Source organism: Variovorax sp. 770b2 (assembly GCF_900115685.1).
Taxonomy (GTDB): Bacteria; Pseudomonadota; Gammaproteobacteria; order Burkholderiales; family Burkholderiaceae_C; genus Variovorax.
The window spans coordinates 1-13,241 of record NZ_FOXJ01000014.1 but is presented as its reverse complement, the minus strand read 5'-3'; the positions used below and the strand labels follow the sequence as shown (position 1 = coordinate 13,241).

Below are 13,241 nucleotides of genomic sequence, written 5' to 3'. Positions count from 1 at the left end.
ACGGGTCCGTGCGATCAACTCGCGATCAATGCGCAGCGGTGCGGGCCGCGTGCGGATAAAAAAATTCCGGACGGCCCGAAAGGCAGGGGCGAAGGCGGCCCGGCGAACGTTTTCTGCACCGGGACGACGCATCCGCCATGCGATCAATGCACCCGATCAAGGGGGTTGATCGCACCTGATCGAAGCATCCGGCCCCTGCGTCTGCGCTCTGGGCCGGGCGCGATTCATGCATGTTGATCGGTGGCCCGATGCAATCAATGGATGCAATCAACTCCGCACGATGACCACGATCACCGCCCACTGGCGAAAACAACTGCGCAACAGCGACCGGCCCGCCTACTTGCTGCTGGCCGAGCTGATCGCCGACGACATCAAGACCGGCCGCCTGGGCGTGCGCGACCGCCTGCCCACGCTGCGCGAGCTCGCGGCCGACCTGGAGCTCAACTACACGACCGTGGCGCGCGGCTATGCCGAGGCGCGCAAGCGCGGGCTCATCGATTCGCGCGCGGGCACCGGCACCTTCATCCGCTCGGGCAGCCCGAGCCTGCGCCTGCGCGGCGGCAGCGGTGCCGAGATGACGATGAACATGCCGCCCGAACCCGATGACGCGCACCTGATGGCGCGGCTGCACGAGAGCGCGAGCCGCGCCTTCGCCGAGATCGATTTCCACGACCTGCTGCGTTATCAGGATTTCGGCGGCACCGCGCACGACCGCGAGGTGGCGATGCAGTGGCTGCGCCCCTTCGTGCCGCACGCGAGCGTGGACCGCATCCTCGTGTGCCCCGGGATCCACGGCGTGCTCACGGCGCTGTTCTCGCAGCTCGCGCGGCCGGGCGAGCTGATCTGCGTGGAGTCGCTCACCTACCCGGGCGTCAAGGCCATCGCGGCGCAGCTGGGCGTGCAGCTGCATGCGCTGCAGCTGGACGACGACGGCCCGATCGCCGATGCCTTCGAGCACGCGTGCAAGACGCTCAAGCCCAAGGCGCTGTACTGCAACCCGACGCTCTTGAACCCGACCGCCGGCACCGTCTCGCGCGCACGGCGCGAAGCGCTGGCCGACGTGGCGCTGCGCTATGCGATTCCGATCATCGAGGACGACGCCTACGGCATGCTGCCGCGCCAGACGCCCGCCACCATCGCCACGCTGGCGCCCGCGCTCACCTACTACGTGAGCGGGTTCTCCAAGTGCTTCGGCGCGGGGCTGCGCAGCGCGTATGTGTGCTCACCGACGGTGGTGCAGTCGCAGCGGCTGGCCGGTGCGATGCGCGCCACCACCGTGATGGCTTCGCCGATCACCAATGCACTCACGACGCTGTGGGTGGAAGACGGCACCACCGAGGCCATGCTGCAGGCCGTGCGCGCCGAATCGGTGGCGCGGCAACTGCTCGCGATGCGCCACCTGGGCGACAGCGGGCTGCAGGCGCATCCCGAAGGCTTCCATGCCTGGCTGCCGCTCACGCCGGGGTGGAGCCCGGTGGAGTTCGCCTCGTACCTGCGCACGCAGAACGTGGGCGTGGTGGCGAGCGCGGCGTTTTCAACGGATGGCGATCCGCCGGACGCGGTGCGCATCTGCCTGGGCGGGCCGATGTCGCGGGAGCAGTGCGATCAGGCGCTCAGGCTCATCGCCGATACGCTGGCGCACCCGCTGCATCCGCATGCGACGCTGCGCGCGGGCGGTGGATGAAGCCTTGTGACGGGGCGATCCATGCGATGGCGTCGTTGGTGCCGGTGGTCGTCACGTCGGGGCCCGTGAAAAGCATGCGCTCTTCGACCAGCAGGAGGCTCGGCGCGCCTTCGCCGCTCTTCAACATCCGGAGCGTGGCGCCGCCGAGGTCCAGCACGTCGCCGGGCCAATCGGATTGCGCCGTGACGGTCCAGTGCACGGGGCCGGGCGCGGCGGCGCGAAGGGCATCGTCCAGCGGCGCGGGGCCTATCGATGCCCAGCCTTCCGATCCGCCGACGAGGTAGCTGTTGTCGCCGGCGCTGCCCACCACGCGAACCACCCTGTCGGACAGCCGCGTGACAAGGCCCGCTTCGAGCACATAGCGCGCATCGCCGCGGCCCTCGGGGTCGAGGTGGCCGACCTCGTCGTACGCGGGCTCCTCGATGTTCACCGCCCGGCGGCCCTCGGGGCCGTCCGCGAGCCTGGGCATGTTCAGCGGGATCTCGCGCAGCTGCCGCGCATGCGCCATGAATTCGTCGGCGCGGTTGAACGCATCGAGCTGCTGCAGCACGCGCCGCGTCACGTTCATGAGCTTCAGGCCGCGCGCGGGGTCCAGCGCATCCGCCGGGCGCAGCCACATGTGCTCGACGGTCTCGCGGCCGTCGGGACGCACCTCTTGTCCCGCGGGCATCAGCGCGACGAAGAAGCGCGTGTCGAAGCGGCGCGGCATGCCGGGCGGCGTGAGCCAGTGGCCGAAGTAGACGACGCGCTCGCCCGCCAGCCGCCAACCGCGCTGGCCGCACAGGGCGAGCAGCGCACCGGTGCCTTCCTCGGCGGCATCGCGCATCGCGGCGAGTTCGCCCGGGGCGAGATCGATCAGCCGGACCGGAAGGCCCGCCCCGTCGTTCGCGAAGAGAAGCCCCGCTTCCTCGAAGCACTCGCGGATCGCGGCTGCGTAGAAGTCGAGCCCGCCTTCGGGCACCGCCAGGCGCTCGCTCGCCGCGGCATCGTCCAGGCCCGCGCACAGCGGATGCAGGTGGCGGTCGTGCGCATCGAGCACGCCGCCGGGGAAGACGCTGGCGCCGCTGTTCTGGTCATTGGCCTTCTCGGCGCGGCGCAGCATGAGGGCTTCGAGGCCCTCGCTGCCGTCGCGCAGGACGACCAGCGTGGCGGCGGTGCGGATGGGGCGGGGCGTGGAGGCAGAGGCGGGCGTCGTGGCGGTCATGCGGCGCTATTGTGAATGTGCGGATACGGCCGCTGCGAACGGGACCGCCGGAGCCCGCCATGCGGCACTGAGAAATGCCGCCGCGCACGAGACCGCCGCCCTATTCAAGCGAGATGTTGTTGTCCTTGACCACTTTGGCCCAGCGTTTGGATTCGGCCTCGATGACCCGGGAGAAGTCTGCAGCCGAGCCGCCCACCGGAATCAGCCCGAACTCGCTCAGGTACTGCCGGTACTCGTTCGACTCCGCGATGCGGCGCGACACCGCGCCGATCTGGTCGATGACCGATTGCGGCGTTCCCTTGAGCGCAAAGACGCCGTGCCATGAATCGCCTTCGAAGCCGGGGAAACTCTCCGCCACGGTCGGCACCTGGGCCAGCGAGTCGAGCCTGCGGGCACTGGACACGGCCAGGGGCCGGACCTTGCCGGCCTTGATGTAGGGCAGCACGTCGGCGATGGGCGAGAACGCAACGTCCACCCTGCCGCCGATCAGATCGGTCAGGCCCCCGTCGCGATAGGGAATGTGGTTCAGCGCCAGCCCCGCGCTGTTGGCGAAATAGGCCATCGACATGTGGGGCACGGTGCCCATGCCATAGGACGCATAGCTCACCTGGCCGGGCTTCGACTTGGCAGCCTGGATGAGGTCGGCCAGCGTCTTGTAGGGCGACTCCGTCGGCACCGAAACCACGAGCGGGATGGACAGCATGCGGGTGACCGGCACCAGATCCTGCGGCTGGTAGGGCAGCTTCTTGTACGCGAAGGGGTTGATCGTGACCGTGCCGCTGGCGGTGTAGAGCAGCGTGTAGCCGTCTGCGGGCGAAGTGACGGCCGCCTGCGTACCGACGATGGTCGATGCACCGGCCCGGTTTTCCACGATCACCGGCTGCTGCAGTTGCTTGCTCACCCGGTCGCCCCAGTAGCGCGCCATCACATCGGGCGCGGTGCCGGCGGGGAACGGCACCACCAGCCGGATGGCCTTGGTGGGGTAGCGGTCCTGCGCGTGAACAGAAGCGATGGCGACCAAGCCGAGCAAGGCGGCCATCGTGGCTGATCGCAGGCGAGTGACTGGGGTGCGGTGCATGCTTGTCTCCGTTGTAATTTGATGCGAGCGATTGCATCGCCGATCCGGTACGGCGCCAAGCTTCGACTCGGGAAACACTTTTTCAGTGCGCGGAGGGCTGGCGTATGAAAATCACCGTTGTCGGCGCGGCCGGTACTCTCGGTGCGCGTTCGGAGCTTCACCGTCGCCGCCGTGGGCTCCGTCCATTCGCAACCCTCTCCATTGGCTTGTCTTGAACTCTTCCACCCACTTCAATCACATCCACTTCGACGCCGCCATCGTCGACCTCGACGGCACCATGGTCGACACGCTCGGCGATTTCGCCGAGGCCCTGAACCGCATGCTGCGCGATCTCGACCTGCCGCCGGTGCCGCCTGCCGCCATCGAACTGATGGTGGGCAAGGGCTCCGAGCACCTGATCCATTCGGCGCTGGTGCACGTGATGAGCTCCGGCGGCGCTGCCGATGCGGCGGGGGCAGAGGCAAAGGCGAAGGCGCTGTTCGACCGCGCCTGGGACCGCTACCAGCACCACTACCTGGCCATCAACGGCCAGCACTCGGCGCTGTACCCGGGCGTGATCGAGGGGCTGAAGGCGCTGCGCGCGCGGGGCCTCCGGCTGGCCTGCCTCACCAACAAGCCGACTTCATTCGCCCGGCCCTTGCTGGCCGCGAAAGGGCTGGACGGGTTCTTCGAACTGGTGTTCGGCGGTGATGCCTTCGAGCGCAAGAAGCCCGATCCGCTGCCGCTCCTGAAGACCTGCGAGGCGCTGGGCACCGTGCCGGCGCGCACGCTGATGGTGGGCGACTCGAGCAACGACGCCCGCGCGGCACGGGCGGCCGGCTGCCCGGTCGTGCTCGTGACCTACGGCTACAACCACGGCGAGCCGGTGCGCGGCGTGGACGCGGACGGGTTCGTGGATTCGCTGGCCGAGCTCTAGCCGTCAGGTCAGGACTTGCCGAGCAGCGCGTCTTTCAGCTTCCAGTCGGCCGGGCTCGGGCCGAGCCAGATGCGCAGCAGCGCATTGAAGAAGGCCGGCTCCTTCACCGGATCGGGCTGCGGCACCCCGCGCACGGTGATCACCGTGCCGGTGCCCGGCAGCCAGTCGATGGTGAAGGTGTCGCCGGTCTTGAGCTGCTTCTGGTCCGCGAACATCTGGCCCATGCGCAACAGGCCGGGGATCAGGTTGACCATTTCGCTCTTGGGCGAGTTCTCTTCCACGCCCTTGGTGAAGAGCTTGCCGAGTTCGTTGGCGTCGATGTCGCGCAGCATCGTGATGGCCACGCGCTTGGGGCCGGGCGCGGCCAGCGCCTCTTCGGGGGTGGAGACCTTCTTGCCGACGTAAAGGCCCGCGGTGTAGACCTTGAAGATCGCCTTGAAGCGAACGCCCGCGCCGTTCAGCTGCAACGGGGTGCCGCGCAGGTCGAGGTGGTCTTCCAGCTTGACGCCCGCAACGTCGACCTGCGCGGCAGAGGCGCCGAGCGCCGTCGTCGTCAGGCAGGCCAGCAGGGCGAGACGCGAGAGCGCGGTCGGGATGGAAAGTGCGGGCAAGGGGGTCTCCTTGAATTTGCGAACGGTCGTGCGAATGTATCTTTTTGTTTTACGTTTCGACCTTCGGGGGAACCCTGAAACCTGCGTTGCCGTGCGGAAGTGCGTTTTTCGTGGGCTAAACTCGCGCTTCCATGTTCGTTCATCACATCATTCAAACAGGTGAAGGCAGCCGGGGAGCCTGGCCCTGGCGTAGCCATACTTCGCTGACTGTTTGATTGCACGGCGCACGCCGTGCGCCCGCGGCACCGGATCGATCCCCTCGACTCCGGGCCACCAGTGAATGACCTTGCCACCGACCGAAGGCGCGTCGGCCGGCAATTGGAGAACGATCCGTGATCACCGAACTTGAATTCAAGAGCCTCAGCGCCCAGGGCTACAACCGCATCCCGCTGATGGCCGAGGCTTTTGCCGACCTCGAGACGCCCCTTTCCCTCTATCTGAAGCTCGCCCATTCGCAAGGCGGCGGCAAGCACAGCTTCCTGCTCGAATCGGTCGTGGGCGGCGAGCGCTTCGGGCGCTACAGCTTCATCGGCCTGCCTGCACGCACCTTGCTGCGCGCCAGCGGTTTCGGCGCCGACGCGGTGACCGAGGTGGTGACCGACGGGCAGGTCGTGGAGACTGCCAAAGGCAACCCGCTGGACTTCATCGCCGACTACCAGAAGCGCTTCAAGGTCGCGCTCCGGCCGGGCCTTCCGCGTTTTTGCGGCGGCCTTGCCGGCTACTTCGGCTACGACACCGTGCGCCACATCGAGCGCAAGCTCGAGAAGAGCTGTCCACCCGACACGCTGGGCTGCCCCGACATCCTGCTGCTGCAATGCGAGGAACTGGCCGTCATCGACAACCTCTCGGGCAAGCTGTATCTCATCGTCTATGCCGACCCGAAGCAGCCCGAGGCCTACGCCAACGCCAAGCGGCGCCTGCGCGAGCTGAAGGAAAAGCTCAAGTACTCGGTGAGCGCGCCGATCGTGAAGCCCACGCAGGCGCATCCGCCCGAGCGCAGCTTTGCCAAGGCCGACTACATCGCGGCCGTGGAGCGCGCCAAGGAAATGATCGCCGCCGGCGACTTCATGCAGGTGCAGGTGGGCCAGCGCATCAGCAAGCGCTACACCGAGTCGCCGCTGTCGCTGTACCGCGCGCTGCGTTCGCTCAACCCGTCGCCCTACATGTACTACTACCACCTGGGCGATTTCCACGTGGTGGGCGCCTCGCCCGAGATCCTGGTGCGCCAGGAGAACACGGGCGATGGCGAGCAGAAGATCACCATCCGCCCGCTGGCCGGCACGCGCCCGCGCGGCGCCTCGCTCGAGCTGGACAAGGCGGCCGAGGAAGAACTCATCAACGACCCGAAGGAGCGCGCCGAGCACGTCATGCTGATCGACCTCGCGCGCAACGACATCGGCCGCATCGCCAAGACCGGCACCGTGAAGGTGACCGAGGCCTTCGCGGTGGAGCGCTACAGCCACGTGATGCACATCGTGAGCAACGTCGAGGGCACGCTGAAGGACGGCATGACGGCCATCGACGTGCTCAAGGCCACCTTCCCCGCCGGCACGTTGACCGGCGCGCCCAAGGTGCATGCGATGGAGCTCATCGACCAGCTCGAACCCACCAAGCGCGGCCTCTACGGCGGTGCCTGCGGCTACATCAGCTATGCGGGCGACATGGACGTGGCGATTGCGATCCGCACCGGCATCGTGAAGGACCAGATGCTGCACGTGCAGGCCGCGGCCGGCGTGGTCGCCGACTCGGTGCCCGAGCTGGAATGGAAAGAAACAGAGGCCAAGGCGCGCGCACTCCTGCGTGCGGCCGAATTGGTCGAGGAAGGCCTGGAATGAGCACTGCACCCGATATTCAGAACGACTTCTCGCACGAGATCATCGGCGCCGCCGTCGAGGTGCAGCGCGTGCTCGGCACGGGGCTCGACGAGGGCGCCTACGCCGCGGCGCTGGCCATCGAACTGGCCGAGCGCGAGATCGGCTTCACGCGCGACGTGGCGCTCGCGGCCACCTACAAGGGTCGCTCGCTCGGCGAGGTGTACCGCGCGGGTTTCGTGATCGAGCAGTCGGTCATCGTCGAACTCAAGGCGGTCGATGTGCTGACCGACCTGCATCGCGCGCAGGTGCTCGCGGCGCTGCGCCTGTCGGGCATCAAGCTGGGCCTCTTGATCAACTTCAACGTGTTCCCCGTCGTGAAGGGCGTGCACCGGATTGTGAGCAAGCCATGAAACTGCTGATGATCGACAACTACGACAGCTTCACCTACAACATCGTCCAGTACTTCGGCGAGCTGGGTGCGGATGTGCAGGTGCACCGCAACGATGAGATCACCGTCGCGCAGATCGGCGAACTGATCGCCTCCGGCGTCACGCGGCTCGTGGTGTCGCCGGGGCCATGTTCTCCGGCGGAAGCGGGCGTGTCGGTGGCGGCCATCGAGGCCTTCGCGGGCCGGCTGCCGATTCTGGGCGTGTGCCTCGGCCACCAAGCCATCGGTGCAGCCTTCGGCGGCAAGATCGTTCGCGCGCAGCAACTCATGCACGGCAAGACCAGCGAGATCACGACCACGCGCGAAGGCGTGTTCGCGGGGTTGCCCGAGAAGTTCATCGTCAACCGCTATCACTCGCTCTCGATCGAGCGCGAGAGCTGCCCGAAGGCCCTGGCTGTCACTGCGTGGACCGACGACGGCGAGATCATGGGCGTGCGGCACACCGGGTATGCGCACGACGTGCGCATCGAAGGCGTGCAGTTCCACCCCGAATCGATCCTCACCGAGCACGGCCACGCCATGCTCAAGAACTTCCTGGACTGACCCACCATGACCGAACGCTCTTCCGTCGTCGATCTGCGCAGCGACACCGTCACCCAACCCACGCCCGCGATGCGCGAGGCCATGATTGGAGCGCCGCTGGGCGACGACGTCTTCGGCACCGACCCGAGCGTCAACGCGCTGCAGGAAAAGATCGCCGCGCTGCTCGGTTTCGAGGCCGCGCTGTTCGTGCCGACCGGCACGCAGAGCAACCTCTGCGCGATCCTCTCGCACTGCGGCCGCGGCGACGAATACATCGTCGGCCAGCAGGCGCACTGCTACCGCTGGGAAGGCGGTGGCGCCGCGGTGTTCGGCAGCGTGCAGCCGCAGCCGCTGGACCATGCGCCCGACGGCACGCTGCCGCTTGCGCAGATCGAGGCGGCGATCAAGCCCGACGACGCGCACTTCGCGCGCACCAAGCTGCTGGCGCTGGAGAACACGCTGGGCGGCAAGCTGCTGCCGTTCGAGTACGTGCAGGCCGCGACGGACCTGGCGAAGCGCAAGGGACTGCAGCGGCACCTGGACGGCGCGCGTCTCTTCAACGCCGCGACCGCGCAGGCCGCGCTGAACAAGCGCAGCGACATCCGCGCCGAAGCCCGGCGCATCGCGCAGTGCTTCGACAGCGTGTCGGTCTGCTTCAGCAAGGGCCTGGGTGCGCCCATCGGCTCGGCGCTGGTCGGTTCGCGCGAATTCATCGCGCGGGCGCACCGCATCCGCAAGATGGCGGGCGGCGGCATGCGCCAGGCGGGCCTGCTGGCGTCGGCTGCGTCGCATGCGCTGGATCACCACGTCGATCGCCTGGCCGACGACCACGCGCTGGCCCAGCGCCTCGCGCAGGGGCTCGAAGGCATCGAGGGCCTCGTGGTCGAGGCGCCGGACACGAACATCGTGTTCGTCGACCTCACGGGCGCCGCGCAGGCGCGTTCGGCGGAACTGATCGCGAGCCTCAACAGCCAGGGCATCCTCGCGACGGGTCTCTACCGCCTGCGCTTCGTGACGCACCTGGATGTCGACGCCGCGGGCGTGGACCGGGCCGTGGCCGCGATCCGCGCGTTCTTCAAGTCCTGAATCCGGCGAGGACGCGATGCCTGATCTTCCCCATCTGCTCGCCTTCATCGCCGCCGGCTGGCTGCTGAACCTCACGCCGGGCCCCGACGTGCTCTACGTCGTGACGAATTCGCTGCGCTCGGGCGTGCGCGCCGGCATCGTGGCGGGGCTCGGCATCACCGCCGGCTGCTTCGTCCACATCTTCGCGGCGGCGGTCGGTGTCGGCACGCTGATGGCGACATCGGCGGCCGCCTTCACGGTGCTCAAGTACATCGGCGCGGCCTACCTGCTGTACCTGGGCGTGCGCATGGTGCTCTCGCGCGCGGCGCCGCCCACCGATCTCGACAAGGCCGCCGCCGCGGTGAGCGGGGAACGCAGCCTCCAGGCGATCTTCCTCGGCGGCTTCTGGACGAACGTGCTCAACCCCAAGGTGGCGTTGTTCTTCCTGGCCTTCGTGCCGCAGTTCATCGCGCCCGGTGCCGACGACAAGGCCCTGTACTTCGTGCTGCTGGGCGTGCTGTTCAACCTCAACGGCATCCCCGTCAACGTGGGATGGGCCGTGGCGGCGGGCTGGATGGCGCGCCGCGGCGCCGTGCAGAAGGGCATGCACTGGCTCGACCGCGCGGCCGGCGTCCTCTTCATCGGCTTCGGCCTCAAGCTCGCGTTCACCGACGCACCGGCCGTTCGCGCCGGCCACTGACGACAGACAAACACTCAGGAGACTTCCCATGATCACTCCCCAGGAAGCGCTGCAGCGCACCATCGAGCACCGCGAGGTCTTCCACGACGAGATGCTGCACATCGTGCGGCTCATCATGAGCGGCGAGTGCTCGCCCGTGATGATGGCCGCGCTGATCACGGGCCTGCGCGTCAAGAAGGAAACCATCGGCGAGATCACCGCCGCCGCGCAGGTGATGCGCGAGGTCTCGACCAAGGTGCCCGTCGCCGACACCACGAACCTGGTGGACATCGTGGGCACCGGCGGCGATGGCTCGCACACCTTCAACATCTCGACCTGCTCGATGTTCGTCGCGGCCGCGGGCGGCGCGAAGGTGAGCAAGCACGGCGGGCGCAGCGTGTCGAGCAAGTCGGGCAGCGCCGACGTGCTGGAGTCGCTGGGCATCAACATCAACCTGAAGCCCGAGCAGATCGCGCGCTCCATCGAGCAATGCGGCATCGGCTTCATGTTCGCGCCGAACCACCATCCGGCGATGAAGAACGTCGCCCCGGTGCGAAAGGAGTTGGGCATCAAGACCATCTTCAACATCCTCGGGCCGCTGACCAACCCCGCGGGCGCGCCGAACATCCTGATGGGCGTGTTCCACGCCGACCTGGTGGGCATCCAGGTGCGCGCGCTGCAGCGCCTGGGCACCGAGCACGCATTGGTGGTCTACGGGCGCGACGGCATGGACGAGATCTCGCTGGGCGCCGCCACGCTGGTGGGCGAGCTCAAGAACGGCGAGATCCGCGAGTACGAACTGCACCCCGAGGACTTCGGCTTCGCGATGTCGAGCAACCGCGCGCTGCGCGTGGAAACGCCCGAGCAATCGAAGACGATGCTGCTGGGGGTGCTGGACAATCAGGCCGGCCCGGCGCTGGACATCGTGCTGCTGAACGCCGGTGCGGCGCTGTATGCGGCCAACGTCGTCGACTCGGTGGCCGCGGGCGTCGAGCGCTCGCGCGAAGCCATCGCATCGGGCGCGGCGAAGGCCAAGCTCGCCGAGCTGGTCAAGGCCTCCGCGACCGTCTGAGGCCCTTCAGAGACAACCGAAAGCATCACAAGCCATGTCCGACATCCTCGACAAGATCGTTGCCGTCAAGCACCAGGAAGTGGCGGCCGCGCTGAAGCGCACGCCGCTCGAAGCCGTCCGCTTCGACGCTGAAAGCCGCGTGCTCACGCGCGATTTCGAAGCCGCGCTGCGCGCCAAGATTGCCGCCGGCCAGGCCGCCGTGATCGCCGAAGTCAAGAAGGCCAGCCCGAGCAAGGGCGTGCTGCGCGAAGACTTCATTCCGGCGGACATCGCGCAGAGCTACGCCGAGGGCGATGGCACGGTCAGCGCGGCATGCCTCTCGGTGCTGACGGACAAGCAGTTTTTCCAGGGCGGCGTGGACTATCTGAAGCAGGCCCGCGCCTCGTGCGACCTGCCGGTGCTGCGCAAGGATTTCATCGTCGATGCGTACCAGGTGTACGAGTCGCGCGCGATGGGCGCGGATGCGATCCTGCTGATCGCCGCGTGCCTGGACGATGCGCAGATGAAGGACTACGAAGCCATCGCGCGCGGGCTCGGCATGGCGGTGCTGGTGGAGGTGCGCGATGCGGCCGAACTCGATCGCGCGTTGAAGCTCAAGACGCCGCTCATCGGCGTCAACAACCGCAATCTGCGCAACTTCGAGGTGTCGATCCAGGCCACGATCGACCTGCTGCCGCGGCTTCCTGCCGACCGGCTGCCGGTGACCGAATCGGGCATCGCCACGCGCGAAGACGTTGCCACGCTGCGCGCGGCGGGCGTCAACGCGTTCCTGGTCGGTGAAGCATTCATGCGCGCCAAGGAACCCGGCGAGGCCCTCGCTGCGTTGTTCCAATGAGCGCGCAGGATCAACTGTCGAGCAGCGATCCTGCCGACTGGGCGGTGGCGCCCGGTTGGCAGCCGTTGGTCGATGAGTTCTTTGCTGGCGCCGTGGGGACGAAGCTGCGCGGCTTCCTGCGGGAGCGCCTCGATGCAGGTGCCGTGGTCTTTCCGCCGCAGCCGCTGCGCGCGCTGGAGCTGACGCCGCCCGGGGACGTCCGCGTGGTCATCCTGGGCCAGGACCCGTACCACGGACGCGGACAGGCCGAAGGGCTCGCGTTCTCGGTGGCGCCCGGCGTGGCGCTGCCGCCCTCGCTGCGCAACATCTTCAAGGAGCTTCAGCGCGACCTTGGCACGCCTGCGCCGCAGTTCCCGAATCCGGGTGGCAGCCTGGTGAAGTGGGCGACACATGGCGTGCTGCTGCTCAACACCTGTCTCACCGTCGAAGAGGCCCAGCCGGCGAGCCATTCGGGCCGTGGCTGGGAAGTGCTGACCGACGCCGTCATCCGACATGTATCGGACGGCGCCAAACCTGTTGTTTTTATGCTCTGGGGGTCGCACGCGCAGAGTAAGCGTGCGTTGATCGACGTTGGGCGCCACAAGGTGCTGATGTCGAATCATCCGTCGCCGCTTTCGGCCCTGCGGCCGCCTGTGCCGTTCATCGGATGCGGACATTTCGGCGAAGCGCGCGCCTGGCGGGAGGCGCACCAGGGAGGCGACTGAATTCGCGGATAATCCCGGCGGTTCCCGCCTCGTGCAGTTCTCTCGCTTCTTCTTGGTGCTGGGGGTTCTGTGTAGTCACAAAACCGTGCTATATTTCGAGGTTCGCCGGAGAGGTGGCCGAGTGGTTAATGGCAGCAGACTGTAAATCTGCCCTCTTACGAGTACGCTGGTTCGAATCCAGCCCTCTCCACCAGCGATGAATTTGGTTTCTAAGAGCGATTGGATCTAGCGCTTTGGGTGCCTTGAAGTGCCCCCGATGCGGGAGTAGTTCAATGGTAGAACCCCAGCCTTCCAAGCTGATGACGCGGGTTCGATTCCCGTCTCCCGCTCCAGAGACCCGGTTCGACGCCGGAAGCGATTGGTTAGACAAAAGCCCTTTTGGCTCAGTGGTAGAGCACCCCCTTGGTAAGGGGGAGGTCGCGGGTCCGATTCCCGCAAAGGGCACCAGTTTTGGGGGTTGCAACGGCAGGTTTGCAACCCATCTGCATACGTTGAAATCGTTTTTTTCGGAGTCGAAAAATGGCAAAAGGTAAATTCACCCGCACCAAGCCGCACGTGAACGTGGGCACGATCGGTCACGTCGACCACGGCAAGACGACGCTGACGGCT

Annotated in this window: 14 protein-coding genes and 3 tRNA genes; 14 read left to right on the top strand and 3 right to left on the bottom strand. The window is 67.3% G+C overall.

The features are described 5' to 3' along the window. Window positions 1-280: 280 nt before the first annotated feature. Entirely contained in the window at window positions 281-1,684 is a 1,404-nt protein-coding gene (locus tag BM133_RS34110; RefSeq protein ID WP_093443942.1) for an aminotransferase-like domain-containing protein, read from the top strand. Here the strand turns inward: BM133_RS34110 and BM133_RS34105 are convergent. After that, entirely contained in the window at window positions 1,620-2,888 is a 1,269-nt protein-coding gene (locus tag BM133_RS34105; protein WP_093443940.1) for an NUDIX hydrolase, read from the bottom strand. The genes BM133_RS34110 and BM133_RS34105 overlap by 65 nt on opposite strands. A 100-nt stretch (window positions 2,889-2,988) precedes the next feature. Continuing rightward, a complete protein-coding gene (locus tag BM133_RS34100; protein WP_093443938.1) occupies window positions 2,989-3,966 on the bottom strand; it encodes a Bug family tripartite tricarboxylate transporter substrate binding protein in 978 nt (325 codons plus the stop codon). A gap of 211 nt (window positions 3,967-4,177) precedes the next feature. On the opposite strand from BM133_RS34100, the gene BM133_RS34095 reads away from it, so the two are divergent. Further along, window positions 4,178-4,882, top strand: coding sequence for a phosphoglycolate phosphatase (locus BM133_RS34095; protein ID WP_093443936.1), 705 nt, complete (start codon window positions 4,178-4,180; stop codon window positions 4,880-4,882). An 8-nt stretch (window positions 4,883-4,890) separates the two neighbouring features. Here the strand turns inward: BM133_RS34095 and BM133_RS34090 are convergent, their stop codons facing one another. Beyond that, on the bottom strand, window positions 4,891-5,493 hold the full coding sequence (locus tag BM133_RS34090; RefSeq protein ID WP_093443934.1) for a chalcone isomerase family protein: 603 nt from the start codon (window positions 5,491-5,493) through the stop codon (window positions 4,891-4,893). Window positions 5,494-5,825: 332 nt separating this feature from the next. Here BM133_RS34090 and trpE point away from each other — a divergent pair, with 332 nt between their 5' ends. The 12 genes from trpE to BM133_RS34030 all read left to right on the top strand — a co-directional run. After that, on the top strand, window positions 5,826-7,328 hold the full coding sequence (gene trpE / locus BM133_RS34085; RefSeq protein ID WP_093443932.1) for an anthranilate synthase component I: 1,503 nt from the start codon (window positions 5,826-5,828) through the stop codon (window positions 7,326-7,328). Then, entirely contained in the window at window positions 7,325-7,717 is a 393-nt protein-coding gene (locus BM133_RS34080; RefSeq protein ID WP_093443930.1) for a GxxExxY protein, read from the top strand. Before trpE ends, BM133_RS34080 begins: the two co-directional genes overlap by 4 nt. Beyond that, complete coding sequence (locus BM133_RS34075) at window positions 7,714-8,298, top strand: anthranilate synthase component II (protein ID WP_093443928.1); 585 nt, start codon at window positions 7,714-7,716, stop codon at window positions 8,296-8,298. Before BM133_RS34080 ends, BM133_RS34075 begins: the two co-directional genes overlap by 4 nt. Window positions 8,299-8,304: 6 nt before the next feature. Beyond that, window positions 8,305-9,363 (top strand): low-specificity L-threonine aldolase, encoded by a 1,059-nt coding sequence (ltaE, locus tag BM133_RS34070; protein WP_093443926.1) that lies wholly within the window; start codon window positions 8,305-8,307, stop codon window positions 9,361-9,363. A 16-nt stretch (window positions 9,364-9,379) separates the two neighbouring features. Further along, entirely contained in the window at window positions 9,380-10,042 is a 663-nt protein-coding gene (locus BM133_RS34065; protein ID WP_093443924.1) for a LysE family translocator, read from the top strand. Window positions 10,043-10,070: 28 nt separating this feature from the next. Beyond that, window positions 10,071-11,093 carry an anthranilate phosphoribosyltransferase gene (gene trpD / locus BM133_RS34060; protein ID WP_093443922.1) on the top strand — a complete coding sequence of 341 codons (1,023 nt, stop codon included), beginning with the start codon at window positions 10,071-10,073 and terminating at the stop codon, window positions 11,091-11,093. Window positions 11,094-11,127: 34 nt separating this feature from the next. Further along, a complete protein-coding gene (gene trpC / locus BM133_RS34055) occupies window positions 11,128-11,928 on the top strand; it encodes an indole-3-glycerol phosphate synthase TrpC (protein WP_093443920.1) in 801 nt (266 codons plus the stop codon). Next, the gene (locus BM133_RS34050) at window positions 11,925-12,632 is read left to right on the top strand and encodes a uracil-DNA glycosylase (RefSeq protein WP_093443918.1); all 708 of its coding nucleotides are present in this window, start codon (window positions 11,925-11,927) and stop codon (window positions 12,630-12,632) included. Before trpC ends, BM133_RS34050 begins: the two co-directional genes overlap by 4 nt. Window positions 12,633-12,739: 107 nt before the next feature. Beyond that, a tRNA-Tyr gene (locus BM133_RS34045) sits at window positions 12,740-12,825 on the top strand. A gap of 65 nt (window positions 12,826-12,890) precedes the next feature. After that, window positions 12,891-12,964 (top strand) — tRNA-Gly (locus BM133_RS34040). A 40-nt stretch (window positions 12,965-13,004) separates the two neighbouring features. Then, window positions 13,005-13,079 (top strand) — tRNA-Thr (locus BM133_RS34035). 72 nt (window positions 13,080-13,151) lie between these two features. Next, on the top strand, window positions 13,152-13,241 hold a 90-nt coding region (locus tag BM133_RS34030; protein WP_038111923.1), incomplete at its 3' end, for a GTP-binding protein.

What these genes read in the sequence shown, in the direction of transcription:
- BM133_RS34110 (WP_093443942.1), top strand. Translation starts at nt 281, where the DNA reads ATGACCACGATCACCGCCCACTGGCGAAAACAACTGCGCAACAGCGAC.
- BM133_RS34105 (WP_093443940.1), bottom strand. Translation starts at nt 2,888, where the DNA reads ATGACCGCCACGACGCCCGCCTCTGCCTCCACGCCCCGCCCCATCCGC.
- BM133_RS34100 (WP_093443938.1), bottom strand. Translation starts at nt 3,966, where the DNA reads ATGCACCGCACCCCAGTCACTCGCCTGCGATCAGCCACGATGGCCGCC.
- BM133_RS34080 (WP_093443930.1), top strand. Translation starts at nt 7,325, where the DNA reads ATGAGCACTGCACCCGATATTCAGAACGACTTCTCGCACGAGATCATC.
- BM133_RS34075 (WP_093443928.1), top strand. Translation starts at nt 7,714, where the DNA reads ATGAAACTGCTGATGATCGACAACTACGACAGCTTCACCTACAACATC.
- ltaE (WP_093443926.1), top strand. Translation starts at nt 8,305, where the DNA reads ATGACCGAACGCTCTTCCGTCGTCGATCTGCGCAGCGACACCGTCACC.
- BM133_RS34065 (WP_093443924.1), top strand. Translation starts at nt 9,380, where the DNA reads ATGCCTGATCTTCCCCATCTGCTCGCCTTCATCGCCGCCGGCTGGCTG.
- trpD (WP_093443922.1), top strand. Translation starts at nt 10,071, where the DNA reads ATGATCACTCCCCAGGAAGCGCTGCAGCGCACCATCGAGCACCGCGAG.
- trpC (WP_093443920.1), top strand. Translation starts at nt 11,128, where the DNA reads ATGTCCGACATCCTCGACAAGATCGTTGCCGTCAAGCACCAGGAAGTG.
- BM133_RS34050 (WP_093443918.1), top strand. Translation starts at nt 11,925, where the DNA reads ATGAGCGCGCAGGATCAACTGTCGAGCAGCGATCCTGCCGACTGGGCG.